Source organism: Thermobifida cellulosilytica TB100 (assembly GCF_001517975.1).
Lineage (GTDB): Bacteria > Actinomycetota > Actinomycetes > Streptosporangiales > Streptosporangiaceae > Thermobifida > Thermobifida cellulosilytica.
On record NZ_KQ950181.1, the window covers coordinates 143,837 to 160,006 of the forward strand.

At 72.4% G+C, this 16,170-nt stretch carries 14 protein-coding genes; 8 read left to right on the forward strand and 6 right to left on the reverse strand.

Features of this window, described 5'->3' with window-relative positions:
• Window positions 1–106: 106 nt before the first annotated feature.
• From valS to AC529_RS06985, 4 genes are all read left to right on the forward strand, one after another.
• Window positions 107–2,680, forward strand: a complete 2,574-nt coding sequence (gene valS / locus AC529_RS06970; RefSeq protein WP_068754840.1) for a valine--tRNA ligase — start codon at window positions 107–109, stop codon at window positions 2,678–2,680.
• Window positions 2,681–2,749: 69 nt separating this feature from the next.
• On the forward strand, window positions 2,750–3,235 hold the full coding sequence (dut, locus tag AC529_RS06975) for a dUTP diphosphatase (protein WP_394326435.1): 486 nt from the start codon (window positions 2,750–2,752) through the stop codon (window positions 3,233–3,235).
• A gap of 44 nt (window positions 3,236–3,279) precedes the next feature.
• Window positions 3,280–4,023, forward strand: a complete 744-nt coding sequence (locus AC529_RS06980) for a DUF3710 domain-containing protein (protein WP_068754844.1) — start codon at window positions 3,280–3,282, stop codon at window positions 4,021–4,023.
• Window positions 4,024–4,081: 58 nt separating this feature from the next.
• On the forward strand, window positions 4,082–4,594 hold the full coding sequence (locus AC529_RS06985) for a GNAT family N-acetyltransferase (RefSeq protein WP_068754847.1): 513 nt from the start codon (window positions 4,082–4,084) through the stop codon (window positions 4,592–4,594).
• A gap of 11 nt (window positions 4,595–4,605) precedes the next feature.
• Here AC529_RS06985 and AC529_RS06990 read toward each other — a convergent pair whose 3' ends face one another.
• Complete coding sequence (locus tag AC529_RS06990; RefSeq protein ID WP_068754849.1) at window positions 4,606–5,709, reverse strand: serpin family protein; 1,104 nt, start codon at window positions 5,707–5,709, stop codon at window positions 4,606–4,608.
• A gap of 161 nt (window positions 5,710–5,870) precedes the next feature.
• Between AC529_RS06990 and AC529_RS06995 the strand changes: the two genes are divergently transcribed.
• On the forward strand, window positions 5,871–6,623 hold the full coding sequence (locus tag AC529_RS06995) for a DUF3159 domain-containing protein (protein ID WP_394326436.1): 753 nt from the start codon (window positions 5,871–5,873) through the stop codon (window positions 6,621–6,623).
• 37 nt (window positions 6,624–6,660) lie between these two features.
• Here AC529_RS06995 and AC529_RS07000 read toward each other — a convergent pair whose 3' ends face one another.
• The 4 genes from AC529_RS07000 to AC529_RS07015 form a co-directional block, all read right to left on the reverse strand.
• Window positions 6,661–7,272 (reverse strand): FMN reductase, encoded by a 612-nt coding sequence (locus tag AC529_RS07000; RefSeq protein WP_068754854.1) that lies wholly within the window; start codon window positions 7,270–7,272, stop codon window positions 6,661–6,663.
• A complete protein-coding gene (locus tag AC529_RS07005) occupies window positions 7,269–8,372 on the reverse strand; it encodes an LLM class flavin-dependent oxidoreductase (protein ID WP_068754856.1) in 1,104 nt (367 codons plus the stop codon). Before AC529_RS07005 ends, AC529_RS07000 begins: the two co-directional genes overlap by 4 nt.
• Before the next feature lie 106 nt (window positions 8,373–8,478).
• Window positions 8,479–9,156: a potassium channel family protein gene (locus AC529_RS07010; RefSeq protein ID WP_068754858.1), complete on the reverse strand. Its 678-nt coding sequence runs from the start codon at window positions 9,154–9,156 to the stop codon at window positions 8,479–8,481.
• The gene (locus AC529_RS07015; protein ID WP_068754860.1) at window positions 9,156–9,830 is read right to left on the reverse strand and encodes a potassium channel family protein; all 675 of its coding nucleotides are present in this window, start codon (window positions 9,828–9,830) and stop codon (window positions 9,156–9,158) included. The genes AC529_RS07010 and AC529_RS07015 overlap by 1 nt, the downstream gene beginning before the upstream one ends.
• Before the next feature lie 225 nt (window positions 9,831–10,055).
• Between AC529_RS07015 and AC529_RS07020 the strand changes: the two genes are divergently transcribed.
• From AC529_RS07020 to acnA, 3 genes are all read left to right on the forward strand, one after another.
• On the forward strand, window positions 10,056–11,315 hold the full coding sequence (locus AC529_RS07020; RefSeq protein WP_068754862.1) for a class I SAM-dependent RNA methyltransferase: 1,260 nt from the start codon (window positions 10,056–10,058) through the stop codon (window positions 11,313–11,315).
• A 200-nt stretch (window positions 11,316–11,515) separates the two neighbouring features.
• Window positions 11,516–12,448 carry an LLM class F420-dependent oxidoreductase gene (locus AC529_RS07025; RefSeq protein WP_068754864.1) on the forward strand — a complete coding sequence of 311 codons (933 nt, stop codon included), beginning with the start codon at window positions 11,516–11,518 and terminating at the stop codon, window positions 12,446–12,448.
• Between the two features lie 350 nt (window positions 12,449–12,798).
• On the forward strand, window positions 12,799–15,612 hold the full coding sequence (acnA, locus tag AC529_RS07030; protein ID WP_198156333.1) for an aconitate hydratase AcnA: 2,814 nt from the start codon (window positions 12,799–12,801) through the stop codon (window positions 15,610–15,612).
• On the opposite strand, the gene AC529_RS07035 is transcribed toward acnA, so the two are convergent.
• Window positions 15,602–16,060, reverse strand: coding sequence for a hypothetical protein (locus AC529_RS07035; RefSeq protein WP_068754868.1), 459 nt, complete (start codon window positions 16,058–16,060; stop codon window positions 15,602–15,604). The two genes, acnA and AC529_RS07035, sit on opposite strands and share 11 nt — an antisense overlap.
• Window positions 16,061–16,170 lie beyond the last annotated feature (110 nt).

Sequence of the window (16,170 nt, forward strand, 5' to 3'; positions counted from 1 at the left end):
CCCGAAATACTGTCATGTCCCCTCCGGCCGTCGCAGGGCGTCACGGCCGGGTGTCGGCTGAGACGAACGGAGCGACCAGGGCCGCGGGACCAATACCATTGGCCCTATGACCAACCGCTCTCGTTCCTTCAACGTGCCTGACAAGCCTTCGCTCGATGGTATCGAGGCGAAATGGGTAGACGTCTGGGACGAGTCCGGCGTCTATCACTTCGACCGCTCCAAGAGCCGCGAAGAGATCTTCTCGATCGACACCCCGCCGCCCACCGTGTCCGGTTCGCTGCACATCGGACACGTCTTCTCCTACACCCACACCGACACCGTCGCCCGGTTCCAGCGGATGAACGGCAAGGCCGTGTTCTACCCGATGGGCTGGGACGACAACGGGCTGCCCACCGAGCGGCGCGTGCAGAACTACTACGGTGTGCGCTGCGACCCGTCGATTCCCTACGACCCGGACTTCACCCCGCCTGCCAAGCCCGACCCCAAGAAGCAGATCCCGATCTCCCGGCAGAACTTCATCGAGCTGTGCGAGCGGCTCACCGTTGAGGACGAGAAGGTCTTCGAGTCCATCTGGCGTCGGCTCGGGCTCAGCGTGGACTGGCGCTACACCTACGCCACCATCGACGACAACTCCCGCGCCACGGCCCAGCGGGCCTTCCTGCGCAACCTGGCGCGGGGCGAGGCGTACATGGCGGAGGCCCCCACGCTGTGGGACGTCACCTTCCGCACCGCGGTGGCCCAGGCCGAACTGGAGGACCGAGAGCGGCCCGGCGCCTACCACACGATCACCTTCCACCGCGACGGTGCGGAGCCGGTGCGCATCGCCACCACCCGCCCCGAACTGCTGCCCGCCTGCGTGGCCCTGGTCGCCCACCCCGACGACGAGCGCTACCAGGCCCTGTTCGGCACCACCGTGCGCACCCCGGTCTTCGGGGTGGAGGTCCCGGTCGTGGCGCACCGCCTGGCCGACCCCGAGAAGGGCACCGGCATCGCCATGATCTGCACCTTCGGTGACGTCACCGACGTCACCTGGTGGCGGGAGCTGCAACTGCCCACCCGGCCGATCATCGGCTGGGACGGCCGGATCGTCGCCGACCCGCCCGAGGGGCTGGACTCCCCGGCCGGGCGCGAAGCGTACGCCAAGCTGGCCGGGGCCACCGTGCACACCGCGCGCGAGCGGGTGGTCGAGATGCTGCGCGCCTCCGGCGACCTGATCGGGGAGCCGCAGCCGATCACCCACCCGGTGAAGTTCTTCGAGAAGGGCGACAAGCCCCTGGAGATCGTCACCACCCGCCAGTGGTACATCCGCAACGGCGGCCGCGACGCCGAGGTGCGCGACGGGCTGCTGGAGCGCGGCCGGGAGCTGATCTGGCACCCCGAGCACATGTGCAGCCGCTTCGAGCACTGGGTCGGCGGCCTCAACGGCGACTGGCTGATCAGCCGCCAGCGGTTCTTCGGCGTGCCGTTCCCCGTCTGGTACCCGCTGGACGACGAGGGCAACCCGATCTACGACGCGCCCATCCTGCCCGACGAGTCGCAGCTTCCGGTCGACCCCAGCTCCGAGGCGCCCAAGGGCTACACCGAGGAGCAGCGCGGCAAGCCCGGAGGCTTCATCGGCGACCCCGACGTCATGGACACCTGGGCCACCTCCTCGCTGACGCCGCAGATCGCCGGCGGCTGGGAGCGCGACCCCGACCTGTTCGAGCGGGTCTTCCCGATGGACCTGCGTCCCCAGGGCCAGGACATCATCCGCACCTGGCTGTTCTCCACCGTGGTCCGCTCGCACTTCGAGCACGGCACGCTGCCCTGGAGCACCGCGGCCATCTCCGGTTGGATCCTCGACCCCGACCGCAAGAAGATGTCCAAGTCCAAGGGCAACGTGGTCACGCCCATCGCCATGCTGGAGAAGTACAGCTCCGACGCGGTCCGCTACTGGGCGGCCAGCGGCCGGCTGGGCACCGACACCGCGCTGGACGAGGGTCAGATGAAGGTCGGCCGCCGCCTGGCCATCAAGATCCTCAACGCCAGCAAGTTCGCGCTGTCGGTGGCCGGGGAGGACACCCCCGTCGACCCGGCGGCCGTCACCGAGCCGCTGGACCGGTCGATGCTGGCGGTCCTGGCCGACGTCGTCGCGGACGCCACCGCGGCCTTCCAGGGCTACGACCACACGCGGGCCCTGGAGCGCACCGAGCGGTTCTTCTGGGACCTGTGCGACGACTACCTGGAGCTGGTCAAGGCCCGCGCCTACGACGCCGACTCCCGCGAGGGCGCCTCGGCCCGCTCCGCGCTGCTCATCGCGCTGTCGGTGCTGCACCGCCTCTTCGCCCCCTTCCTGCCCTTCGTCACCGAGGAGGTCTGGTCGTGGTGGCAGGAGGGCTCGGTGCACGCGGCCTCCTGGCCGTCGGTGGAGGAGTTCCGCAGCGCCGCCGCGGCGGGCGACCCCGCCGTCCTGGCCGCCACGGCCGAGGTGCTGCGCAGCGTCCGCAAGGCCAAGTCCGAGGCGAAGCTGTCCATGCGCGCCGAGGTCGACCGGGTCGTCGTCCGCGGCAAGCAGGCCGAGCAGGCGGGCCTGTGCCGGGACGACCTCGCCGCGGCGGGCCGGGTCGCCGAACTGACCTTCGAGAGCAGCGACGACACCGAACTGCGGGTGGACGTCACGCTGCCCCAGGCCGAGGGGTGACTCCCCGTCACCGGTTCGGGTGCCTCGCGTTACGCGAGGCACCCGCGTCGCAGGGTAGGCTCGGCCGTTGTGAGTGACGTTTCCCCCGCCTCCGGTACGGTGCGGGTCGAGATCCGGCGGCTCGACCCCGACCTTCCACTGCCCCGCTACGCCCATCCGGGCGACGCGGGCGCCGACCTGGTCACCGCCGAAGACGTCGTGCTGGCCCCGGGGGAGCGCGCGACCGTGCGCACCGGGGTGGCCATCGCCCTGCCCGACGGGTACGCGGCGTTCATCCACCCGCGGTCCGGACTGGCCGCGCGTTTCGGGTTGACCGTGGTGAACGCGCCCGGGACGGTGGACGCCGGATACCGGGGCGAGATCATGGTGCCGCTGCTCAACACGGACCCCGTCACGCCGGTGAAGCTGACCCGCGGGGACCGCATCGCCCAGATGGTGGTCCAGCGGGTGGAGCGCGCGCTCTTCGTCGAGGTGGACGAGCTCGGCGACTCGGCGCGGGGCGCCGGCGGGTTCGGTTCCACCGGCGGGCACGCCGCACTGCCGGAGCGGCGTTGACCGCCTCCGGGTGACTTCGGGACTCAAGGAAGAGGTGTTGCGGCGTGTTCGGACGCCGACGCAAGAAGAAGGCCAAGAGCCGCGTTGACGACATCCCCCCTGCCGTCGCGCCCCGGCACGCTCCGGTGACCGAGCCGACCAAGGAGGACGACCGGTACCGCGCCCGGGGACCGTGGGACGTCTCCGAGGAGGTGCCCGAGATGCCACGGGTGGACCTGGGCGCGCTGCGCGTCCCGGTCGGCCCCGGCATCGAGGTGCAGGTCAACGTCGCCAAGCAGCAGAACCAGAACCGGATCATCGGGGTGACGATCATCAACGGCAAGACCGCGATGCAGGTCCAGCCGTTCGCCGCCCCCAAGTCCACCGGGCTGTGGACGGACATCCGCAAGGAGGTCGTCGCCGAGATCGCCAGAACGGGCGGCAAGAGCGAGGAGTTCGACGGGACCTTCGGCCCCGAGGTGCGTGCCATCGTCCCGATGCCCGGCCGGACCAACGAGAAGGGCCAGCAGCTCGCCCAGCCGATGCGGTTCCTCGGCGTGGACGGCCCGCGCTGGTTCCTGCGCGCGGTGATCCGCGGCGAGGGCGCGGTCCGCCCCGAGGCCGCCGCCCGCATCGAGGAGATCTTCGCCGGGATCGTGGTGGTCCGCGGCTACCACCCGATCCCCCCGCGCGACCTGCTGGAGATCACCCTGCCCAAGCAGGGCAAGGCCGCGGTGGCCCAGGCCCTCCAGGCGGCCCAGCAGGCCGCGGCGCAGGCGCGGCCCCAGGCGCCGACCGCGGAGAAGTGATGCCGGGGCGGCGCAGCGCCGCACGGCCGCGGCGCGGATCCGCCGGGACAACGGGCACGTGCTGATCCGACGCGAGAGCCCGGACGACGTCCCCGCGATCCGGGCGGTCACGGCCGCGGCCTTCGCCCGCCCCGGCGAGGGCGAGCCGTTCGAGGTGCGACTGGTCGAGGCGCTGCGGGCGCACGAGAGCTGGCTGCCGCCGCTGTCCAGGGTGGCCGTGGACGACGCCGGCGAGGTCGTCGGGCACGTACTGGCCACCCGGTGCACCGTCGACGGCGCACCCGTGCTGGGCCTGGGACCGTTGAGCGTGCGCCCCGACCGGCAGCGCGCGGGGATCGGGTCGGCGCTGGTGCACTCGCTGCTCGGCGCCGCCGACGCCCTGGACGAACCCCTGGTGGGCCTGCTGGGCGACCCCGCCTACTACCGCCGGTTCGGCTTCGTGCCCGCCGGGCGCCACGGGATCATCCCCCAGGTGCCCGAGTGGGCGCCCTACTTCCAGGTGGTGGCGTTCACCGCGGACCCGCCGCGCGGGACGTTCCGCTACCCCGAGCCGTTCTTCGCCGAGGGGTGAGGCGGCCCGTGTCAGCGTGCCGGACCGGGGTCCTGCGGGTCGGCGACCGAGCCGAGGAACAGGATCGCGCCGCGGCGGCGCACCACGACGCGGAAGGGCCGGTCCACGACGAAGGGGACCGGACGCACCGGGAACACCGCGGCGGCCAGCGCCATGACCGCGGTGGCCGCCGCCCCCTCGGCGCCCCGCTCGTCCACGCGCAGCCTGGCCTGGTGGACGACGGCGTCCACGCGCAGCGGCACGGGAGAGACTCCGGACAGGTCGGCGGCGTCGGTGAACAGGGTGCGCACCCCCGAGGAGGCCAGGACCGGGACGAGCTCCCGGTGGCAGGCCAGGTCGAAGCGGGGCAGCGCCAGCTCCACCCGGACGGGCGAGGCGTCCCGGTACAGCGCGGTGAGCAGGGCCGCGTCCGGTTCCGCCGCGGGGGAGTCCTCGGGGGGAAGCAGCACGTCGACGTCGGTCTCGTCGTGCGCGTGCAGGGTCACCATCCGCCAGCCGTCCGCCCGGGCGTGGGGCATCAGGCCGGTGTGGTGCATCATCGCGGTCTTCTTCGCTCCGCCGGGGGAGTGGAAGGTGCGGTCGAAGGTGCGGGCGGGGTCGAACTCCGTGACCCAGCGGGCCCGCACCCACAGCGCGTTGACCAGGATCGACAGCAGGTCGGGGGTGACGCTTCCCGGAGCAAGCAGGTCGCGGATCATGTTCCGGGTGGTGGCGGCGACGTCGGCGTTGACCGCGGCGCGCACCCCCTCGGGGTCGCCCGCGAAGTCCGCGGCCCGCACGTCGGAGTCGGGGCGGCGGCGCAGGTCCGCCGCGAAGGCGGAACGGACGGGGACGTCCGGGCGCACCCACAGGACGGTGCGGGAGGCCAGGTCGGGGCTGTCGGCCGCGGCCCGGTCCAGGGCGGCGAGCGCGCCGTCCAGGTCGCCTCCCAGCAGCGCGGCGACCTCGGCGCGGGTGGCGCCCCGGGCGCCCGTGGCCAGCAGGCCCAGGGCGCAGGCCACCGAGTAGGGCGACCACACCGTCCCCGGGCCGGCGGCGGGGCCGGACGCGGTCAGTGCGGTGTGCAGGCGCAGCGCGAACGCCACGTGGTCGGAGTTGCGGAGAACTTCGGCCATCGGGCCTCCTCGTCCCGGACGGAGGGGTCTTCGCTGCGAGCCTAGTGCCCGAGGCGGTGTTGCGGCGCGTGACCGGGCGCGTGCGGACCGTGGGGGCACTACTCTTGGGGGAGTGGCCCGCGGGCCGCCGAGCAACGTATCCGCAGCGACAGCGTCCGGGAGTGACATTGACCGACCAGAGCCAGGCCCGGGTCTCCGAACACACCGTCGAGGAGGTCGTGCGCGGCCAGTTGGCCAAGGCCCTGGGCGGCAGACGCGGCATGGTCGAGACGGCGGTGCCCACGGTCGTCTTCACCTGCACCTACCTGCTCTGCACCAACTACGGCTGGCAGGCCGCCGGGCTGGACCCGCTGCGACTGGGACTGGTGCTGGGCGGGGCCGCGGCGGTGGCGCTGGCCGTGGTCCGGCTCGTGCAGCGCTCCTCGGTGCAGTACGTGGTCAACAGCCTGTTCGGGATCGCCATCGCCGCCGTCTTCGCGCTGCGCAGCGGGCAGGCCGAGGACGCCTTCCTGCCCGGCATCATCTACAACAGCGGCTACGCGCTCGTGCTGATCCTGTCGATCCTGGTGCGCTGGCCCGCGATCGGGCTGCTCATCGGCGCGGTCACCGGCGATCCGACCGGCTGGCGCAGGGACCGGGCCGTGGTCCGCCTCAGCTCCAGGCTCACCTGGCTGCTGGTGCTGCCGTGCGTGGTGCGGGTGGCGGTGCAGTACCCGCTGTGGGCGGCGGGCATGGTCGGCTGGCTGGGGGCCGCCAAGATCCTCATGGGCTGGCCGCTCCAGGTCGCCGCGTTCGCCGCCATGGTGTGGCTGCTGGCGGTGGGGCGCACCCCCCTGGAGCAGCCCGTGGCGGACGCCGAGGAGGGCTCCGCGGAGGAGGACGCCGCGGCGGCGCAGGCGCACCCGCGGGGGTGACCCCGCTCCGGGGCGGGCCGCCCGCGGGCGCGGCGGGTCACCGGTCCGGCAGCAGCTCCTCGAAGGGCGTGGGCGCCTCGTAGGGGTCGATCCGGCGCTTCGGGGCGCGGGCGGCGACCAGGGCGGCGAACTCCCCGGCGGCGCGGTCGATCCGCTCAGCGAGCACCCCCTCCCCGTCGTCGCCCCAGTCCTGGGAGGCGGCGTAGACCCCGGTCGGCGCCGCGAGGGCGCGCAGGTGGGCGAAGAGCGGCCGCAGGGCGTGGTCGAGGACCAGGGAGTGGCGCGGCGTGCCTCCGGTCGCTCCGAGCAGCACCGGCGTCCCGGCCAGCGCGTCGGGGTCCAGTACGTCGAAGAACGTCTTGAACAGGCCGCTGTAGGAGGCGGCGAAGACCGGGGTCACCGCGATCAGTCCGTCGCTGTCGGCCACACGCTCCAGCACCTCGTGCAGGCCCCCCGTGGGCACGCCGGTGAGCAGGGCGTTGGTCAGGTGGTGGGCGTGGTCGCGCAGCTCCACCACCAGGGTGTCGGCGGTGGTCCCCCGGGCCTCCAGGGAGCGCCGGGCCGCCTCGGCGAGCCGGTCGGCCAGCAGCCTGGTGGAGGAGGGGCGGCCCAGTCCGGCGGAGACCACGGTCAGCGTCCGTGCGGTCATCGGCCCGCCTCCTCCTGTGCGGCCTTGCGCGCCGCTGCCGCGCGGAGGCTGGCGTGGGTGGGCGCGTCGGGCACGTGGGCGGGCTTGCGCGCGGCGAACTCCTTGCGCAGCACCGGGACGACCTCCTCGCCGAGGATGTCGAGCTGTTCCAGCACGGTCTTGAGCGGCAGGCCCGCGTGGTCCATGAGGAACAGTTGGCGCTGGTAGTCGCCGAAGTACTCGCGGAATTGCAGGGTCCGGTCGATGACCTGCTGGGGGCTGCCCACGGTCAGCGGGGTCTGGGCCATGAACTCCTCCAGGGAGGGGCCGTGGCCGTAGACGGGCGCGTTGTCGAAGTAGGGGCGGAACTCCCGCACCGCGTCCTGGGAGCGGGCGCGCATGAACACCTGTCCGCCCAGGCCGACGATGGCCTGGTCGGCCGAGCCGTGGCCGTAGTGCTCGTAGCGGCGGCGGTACAGGTCGATGAGCCGTTGGAAGTGCTCTTTCGGCCAGAAGATGTTGTTGGCGAAGAAGCCGTCGCCGTAGTAGGCGGCCTGTTCGGCGATCTCCGGGCTGCGGATGGAGCCGTGCCACACGAACGGCGGGATCCCGTCCAGGGGCCGCGGGGTGGAGGTGAAGGACTGCAACGGGGTGCGGAACTTGCCCTGCCAGTCCACCACGTCCTCGCGCCACAGGCGGTACAGCAGGTGGTAGTTCTCGATGGCCAGCGGGATGCCCTGGCGGATGTCCTTGCCGAACCAGGGGTAGACCGGTCCGGTGTTGCCGCGGCCCAGCATCAGGTCGACCCTGCCGTCGGCCAGGTGTTGCAGCATTGCGTAGTCCTCCGCGATCTTCACCGGGTCGTTGGTGGTGATCAGCGTGGTGGCGGTGGACAGGATGAGGCGTTCGGTGCGGGCGGCGATGTAGCCGAGCATGGTGGTGGGGGAGGAGGGCACGAACGGCGGGTTGTGGTGCTCCCCGGTGGCGAAGACGTCGAGGCCGACCTCCTCGGCCTTCAGCGCGATCGTGACCATGGCCTTGATCCGCTCGGCCTCGGTGGGGGTGCGCCCGGTGGTCGGGTCGGTGGTGACGTCCCCGACGCTGAAGATGCCGAACTGCATGGCCGCTCCTCACGATCTTCTTCAGGAAGAAATAGAAATTTCAACTATCATGGCGAACCCCGGCCGTCGGTGAACTATTCCGCCCTCCGGGGAATCGGGCCGCGGCTCAAGCCGCGCCGCTGAGGACGGCGTGCAGGTCGTCGTCGCTGCGGGCGCTGCTGAGCAGGACCAGCACGTCCCCCGCGGTGAGCACGGTGTCCGGCAGCGGGGGGCGCGCCTGGCCCGCCTGCACCACGGCGACCAGCACCACCCCCTCGGGCAGCGCGGCGCTCAGCTCCCCGGCCCTGCGCCCCGCGAACGGCGACCCCTCGGTCAGCACCGACTCCAGCAGGTCGGCTCCGCCCAGCGAGGCTAGCGGCACCGCCTCACCGGAGCGGTCCAGCCCGACCTCCTCGTCGTCGTCCACCAGCGCCGCCAGCAGCCGCGGCGGGGACACCGCCACGTCCACCCCCCAGGCGTCGGTGAACAGCCACTCGTCGCGCGGGTCGTTGACCCGCGCGATCACGCGGCGCACCCCGAACTCCCGCTTGGCCAGCAGCGACACCACCAAGTTGACCTTGTCGTCGGAGGTCGCGGCGATGACCGCGTCGAACTCGTCCAGCCGGGCGTTCTCCAACGAGCTGACCTCGCAGGCGTCGGCCAGCAGCCACTCGGCCTCGGTCAACGCGTGCACGTCGATGGCGCGCGCGTCGCGGTCGATGAGCAGCACCTCGTGCCCGCTGCTCAGCAGCTCGGCCGCGATGGACCGGCCCACCGCACCGGCTCCCGCGATCGCCACCCGCATCACCGCTCACCTCCGTCCGCGCCGATCCGGCCCACCGTCTCCTCGACCGCTCCGGCCGCGGCGACCACGTGCAGCACGTCCCCCGGCCACAGCCGCAGGTCCGAGCGGGCCAGGTGGATCTCCCCGCCCCGGCTCAGGTAGACCACCCGCACCCCCAGCGCGGACTCCACCTGCTCGACGCGCTGCTGCGCCCATGCGGTGCCCACCGCAGCGTCCACCATGACCAGCGACCCGGAGGGGTCCCGCCACAGCGGCCCGGTACCCAGGAACTCGTCCCCGGGGACCAGGTGGCGCAGGATCATGTCGGCGGTCCAGCGCACCGTGGCCACGGTGGGGATGCCCAGCCGCTGGTACACCTCGGCGCGCCGCGGGTCGTAGATGCGCGCCACCACGTTGCGCACCCCGAACGTCTCACGGGCCACCCGAGCCGCGATGATGTTGGAGTTGTCGCCGCTGCTGACCGCGGCGAACGCGCCGGCCCGCTCGATGCCCGCGCGTACCAGCACCTCGCGGTCGTGGCCCAGCCCGGTGACCGCGTGCCGGGCGGTCGCCGAACGCAGCCTGCGAAACGCCTCGGGGGCGCGGTCGATCACCGCGACCGTGTGGCCGGAGTCCTCCAGCGTGTGCGCGAGGGTGGAGCCCACCCGTCCGCAACCCAAGATGACGATGTGCACGTCCTGTCCGTCCCTGGTAAGCCTCGTGGTGGCGGCCCCGCCGGAGCCGACGCGGCCTGGGCTGGGATATACCCAACCACAGTCCCGGCTCCCGCCGCACCGGACCGGCTCTGCGCGGGCGGACCGGGCGCGTCCGCGCCCCGACTAGAGTGGTCGGCAGGAGGCGGCGGTCACGGACCCGCCGCGGTGCCCTACCGCCCCGTCCACCCGAAAGGTCGTGTACTCATGAGTCGGCTCGGAACCCACGTCGAGGTGCGTCTTGACGGGGTGGCGCACGGCGGGTGGTGCGTCGGGCGCCACGAGGGCCAGGTCGTGTTCGTCCGCCACGCGCTGCCCGGAGAGCTGGTGCGCGCCCTGGTCACCGAGGAGACCAAGCGGTTCCTGCGCGCCGACGCCGTGGAGGTGCTCGAGGCCTCGCCCGACCGGGTGGAGCCGCCGTGCCCCTTCGCCGGGCCGGGACGCTGCGGAGGCTGCGACTGGCAGCACGCCTCCCTGGACGCCCAGCGGCGGATCAAGGCGCAGGTGGTCGCCGAGCAGTTGCACCGGATCGCCGGGATCGACCGCGAGGTCGTGGTCGAGGAGCTGCCCGGAACCCCCGACGGGCTGGGGTGGCGCACCCGGGTCCGGTTCGCGGTCGACGCCGACGGGACGCCGGGCCTGCGCAGGCACCGCTCCCACAGCGTCGAGCCGATCGACTCCTGCCCCATCGCCCACCCGGGGGTCAACCGGCTGGAGGTGCCCCGGCGGCGCTGGCCCAGGGTGGCCGAGGTCGAGGCGGTGGCCTCGGCGGGGACCGGAGACGCGGCCCTCGTCGTCACCCCGACCACGGCCAAGCTGCCCGAACTGCCCAGGCCCGCGGCGCCCGCCGCGGTGCTGCGCCGCTTCCGGGGCGGCCGGATCCAGACGGTCCGCGGACGGCGCGGGGTCGTCGAGACCGCCGCCGGACGCCGCTGGCGGGTCAGCGCGGGAGCGTTCTGGCAGGTCCATCCGGCCGCCGCGCAGACCCTCACCGAGGCGGTGCTGCGCGCGCTGGAGCCCAAACCCGGTCAGACCGCCCTGGACCTGTACTGCGGCGTGGGGCTGTTCGCCGGCGCGCTGGGGGTCGCGGTCGGCCCCGAGGGCCGGGTCTTCGGCGTCGAGAGCAGCGCCGAAGCGGTCCGCGACGCCCAGTACAACCTGCGCGACCTGCCGCAGGTCCGGATCGAGCGGGGGGACGCGGCCGCGCACCTGCGCCAGTGGGCGGACCTGCGCGTCGACCTGGCCGTGGCCGACCCGCCGCGCGCGGGCCTGGGCGCCCAGGCGGTGGAGTCCCTGGCCGCGCTGCGTCCGCAGCGGATCGCCTACGTCTCCTGCGACCCCGCCACCCTCGCCCGCGACCTGGCGCTCTTCGCCGAGCGCGGCTACCGGCTGGAGGACCTGCGCGCCTTCGACGCCTTCCCCATGACCCACCACGTGGAGTGCCTGGCCGTGCTGGCCCGCGGCTGAGCCCCGTCCCGCGCCGCGGCGGCCGGATCGCGGCGCGGCGCTGCCGGAAGCGGCCGGAGCCGCAGGGCCCCGGCCGCGAGGCCTTCTTCCGCCCCGAACCACGACCTGGGACCGCGAGCCGCCGGAACCGGGGCGACCCCCTCCGCCGCGCCGGGCCGTGCCTGCCGCAAAACCGGCAAGCCGGGCGGAAGAATGGGGGCATGCGACTGAGGATCTTCACCGAACCCCAGCAGGGCGCCAGTTACGAGACCCTGCTGACAGTGGCCAGAGCCGCCGAGGACCTCGGCTTCGAGGCTTTCTTCCGCTCCGACCACTACCTCAAGATGGGCTCCGTCAGCGGCCTGCCCGGGCCGACCGACGCCTGGGTCACCCTGGCCGGGCTGGCCCGCGAGACCTCCCGTATCCGGTTGGGCACCCTCATGACCGCGGCCACGTTCCGGGCTCCGGGGCCGCTGGCGATCAGCGTCGCCCAGGTGGACCAGATGAGCGGGGGCCGGGTGGAGTTCGGCTTCGGGGCGGGCTGGTTCGAGGCCGAGCACACCGCCTACGGGCTGCCCTTCCCCGTCGACGCCGGGGAGCGCTTCGACCGCTTCGAGGAGCAACTGGCGATCGTCACCGGGCTGTGGCAGACCCCGGTCGGCGAGACCTTCGACTACCAGGGCAAGTACTACCGCCTGACGGACAGCCCGGCGCTGCCCAAGCCCGCGCAGTCGCCGCGGCCCCCGGTCATCGTCGGCGGCACCGGGCGGCGGCGCACGCCCAAGCTGGCCGCGGCCTACGCCGACGAGTACAACGTCCCCTTCACCGTGCTGGAGGGCACCCGGGCGGCCTTCGACCGCGTCCGCGCCGCGGTGGAGGAGGCGGGCCGGGAACGCCCCATGGTCTACTCCGCGGCCCAGGTGGTGTGCGTGGGCCGCGACGAGGCCGAGGTGGCGCGCCGCGCAGCCGCGATCGGCCGGGAGGTGGACGAGCTCAGGGTCAACGGCCTGGCGGGCAGCCCTGACGAGGTCGTCGACAAGATCGGCCGGTTCGCCGAGATCGGCACGGAGCGGATCTACCTGCAAGTACTGGACCTGTCCGACCTGGACCACCTGGAGCTGATCGCGGACCGGGTGGCCGCCCAGTTGGCGTGAGAGCAGCCGGTGGGAGCACTCCGCTCCCCGGGGTGTTCCCACCGGACGGACGGGTAGTGGAGCGGGGAGCAACAGGCATTACTGGCCAGTAGCTTGATGTCGAGATATATGTCCGATACCTTGATGTCGAGATAACAGCGCGAGCGAATCACTGGGCATGTGAGGTTCACCGCCACCGGCGGTCCGCCTGCCGGCGCGGTGCGGCGGGCTCCGCACTCCCAGAGGCGGAACCCGAGCCGTCCGCGCAGGCGGCCCCCGTTGTCCCGCGCAGTACGGGGGAGCCGTCCCGGCTCGGGAGTGATCTTGTAAGGGAAGCCTCAGTGACGCCCCGGCTGTGCCGCTAGGGCAGGATGCTTGGAAAAAGTGGCGAGACCAGGAGGCGAACAACCGTGTCGGCGAACAGCTTCGGCAGCCGTGACACGCTCCGTGTCGGCGATCAGTCCTACGAGATCTTCCGCTTGGACGCCGTCGAAGGCGCCCAGCGGCTTCCCTACAGCCTGAAGGTGCTGCTGGAGAACCTGCTCCGCACCGAGGACGGCGTGAACGTCACCGCCGACCACATCCGCGCGCTGGCCAACTGGGACCCCAAGGCCAAGCCCAGCCAGGAGATCCAGTTCACCCCCGCCCGGGTGATCATGCAGGACTTCACCGGCGTCCCCTGCGTGGTCGACCTGGCCACCATGCGCGAGGCCGTCAGCGACCTGGGCGGCGACCCCGCCAAGATCAACCCGCTGGCCCCCGCGGAGCTGGTCATCGACCACTCGGTGATCGTCGACGTGTTCGGCCGCCCCGACGCCTTCGAGCGCAACGTCGAGATCGAGTACGAGCGCAACCGCGAGCGCTACCAGTTCCTCCGCTGGGGCCAGACCGCCTTCGACGAGTTCAAGGTGGTCCCGCCGGGCACCGGCATCGTGCACCAGGCCAACATCGAGCACCTGGCCCGCGTCACCATGGTCCGCAACGGCCAGGCCTACCCCGACACCTGTGTGGGCACCGACTCCCACACCACCATGCAGAACGGCCTGGGCATCCTGGGCTGGGGCGTCGGCGGCATCGAGGCCGAGGCCGCCATGCTCGGCCAGCCGATCTCCATGCTCATCCCGCGGGTCGTCGGCTTCAAGCTCACCGGTGAGCTGCCCCCCGGCACCACCGCCACCGACCTGGTGCTCACCATCACCGAGATGCTGCGCAAGCACGGCGTCGTCGGCAAGTTCGTCGAGTTCTACGGCGAGGGCGTGGCCTCGGTGCCGCTGGCCAACCGCGCCACCATCGGCAACATGAGCCCCGAGTTCGGCTCCACCGCCGCGATCTTCCCGATCGACGACGAGACCATCCGCTACCTGAAGCTGACCGGCCGCAGCGACGAGCAGACCGCCCTGGTCGAGGCGTACACCAAGGCCCAGGGCCTGTGGCACGACCCGTCGGTGGAGCCCGAGTACTCCGAGTACCTGGAGCTCGACCTCGCCGACGTGGTGCCGTCCATCGCCGGACCCAAGCGCCCGCAGGACCGCATCGCGCTGTCCGACGCCAAGGCGACCTGGCGCAAGAACGTCTACGACTACGTGCACACCGACGGCATCGAGACCAAGGTCGACGAGGCGTCCGCCGAGTCCTTCCCGGCCTCCGACTCCCCGGCGGTCTCCAACGGCGACGGCTCCGCCGGCGGCCACACCACCAGCTCGGTGGGGCGCCGCCCGCACAACCCGGTCAAGGTCACCCTGGCCGACGGCACCGAGACCGAGATCGACCACGGCGCCGTCGTCATCGCGGCCATCACCTCCTGCACCAACACCTCCAACCCCTCGGTCATGCTGGGCGCGGCCCTGCTGGCCAAGAAGGCGGTGGAGAAAGGGCTGTCCCGCAAGCCGTGGGTGAAGACCTCGCTGGCCCCGGGCTCCAAGGTCGTCACCGACTACTACGAGCGCTCCGGCCTCACCCCGTACCTGGACAAGCTCGGCTTCAACCTGGTCGGCTACGGCTGCACCACCTGCATCGGCAACTCCGGCCCGCTGCCCGAGGAGATCTCCAAGGCGATCAACGACAACGACCTGGCGGTCACCGCGGTGCTGTCCGGCAACCGCAACTTCGAGGGCCGGATCAACCCCGACGTCAAGATGAACTACCTGGCCTCGCCGCCCCTGGTGGTGGCCTACGCGCTGGCCGGGACCATGGACATCGACCTGGACAACGAGCCGCTGGGCACCGGCTCGGACGGCCAGCCGGTCTACCTGCGCGACATCTGGCCCTCCCCGGAGGAGATCCAGGAGGTCATCGACTCCGCGATCGCCGCGGAGATGTACGAGCAGGCGTACTCCGACGTGTTCGCCGGGGACGAGCGCTGGCGCTCGCTGCCCACGCCCACCGGCAACACCTTCTCCTGGGACCCCGAGTCCACCTACGTGCGCAAGCCCCCGTACTTCGAGGGCATGGCGCTGGAGCCGGAGCCGGTCAGCGACATCGTCGGCGCCCGGGTCCTGGCCAAGCTGGGCGACTCGGTCACCACCGACCACATCTCGCCCGCCGGCGCCATCAAGCCGGGCACCCCGGCCGCCGAGTACCTCAAGGCGCACGGAGTGGAGCGCAAGGACTTCAACTCCTACGGCTCGCGCCGCGGCAACCACGAGGTGATGATCCGGGGCACCTTCGCCAACATCCGGCTGCGCAACCAGATCGCCCCGGGCACCGAGGGCGGCTACACCCGCGACTTCACCCAGGAGGGCGGTCCGGTCACCTTCATCTACGACGCCGCGCAGAACTACGCCGCCAAGAACATCCCGCTGGTGGTGCTGGGCGGCAAGGAGTACGGCTCCGGCTCCTCGCGCGACTGGGCGGCCAAGGGCACCCGCCTGCTGGGCGTCCGTGCGGTCATCGCTGAGTCCTTCGAGCGCATCCACCGCTCGAACCTGATCGGCATGGGCGTGCTGCCGTTGCAGTTCCCCGAGGGGCAGTCCGCGGACTCCCTGGGCCTGACCGGTGAGGAGACCTACTCCATCACCGGCGTGACCGAGCTGAACGAGGGCCGTATCCCCGCGACCGTCAAGGTCAGCACCGACACCGGGGTCGAGTTCGACGCCGTGGTGCGCATCGACACCCCCGGTGAGGCCGACTACTACCGCAACGGCGGCATCTTGCAGTACGTGCTGCGCCAGTTGATCAGCAAGTAGTAGTCCCACGAACTCCCCGCGGGCCCACCAGGCCCGGGGCGACCCACAGGGGGCCCGTCGCCGTCCAGGAGACGGCGGCGGGCCCTCGGCTCTGCCGGGGAGGGTGTGCGTCCGCCGCGCCCGGCACCGCGGGGAGGAACCAGCCCAACAGCCCCTCGAAGCCGAACAGGGCGAGGAGGAAGCCGAAGGCGTAGCAGACGGCGCCGACCAGGGGCCACGGCCACCCGTGGCGGCCCCGCGGCCAGGACGGGATGAACAGGCCCAGCGCGCCGAAGCTGCCGATCAGCCAGCCGAGCCACGGCAGCGCGAAGCCCAGGCCGGCCCGCAGCGAGCTGACGCAGGCGGGGACGTCGTCCACGACGCCGCTGCAACTGCCGACCAGCATCGTGGTGCCCGCCGTCGCGGGCAGCAGCAGGATCCCGCCGAGAAAGGTGAGGGCGAGAAGCACGATGCCGACGGTGCGGCTGATGAGCCGGGAGGCGGTGGGGGCGGGGCAGCGTGGGGGACGGGTAGGGCATCACGGAAACTCCAACAAATGTGGCAAATGCCCATGAATCA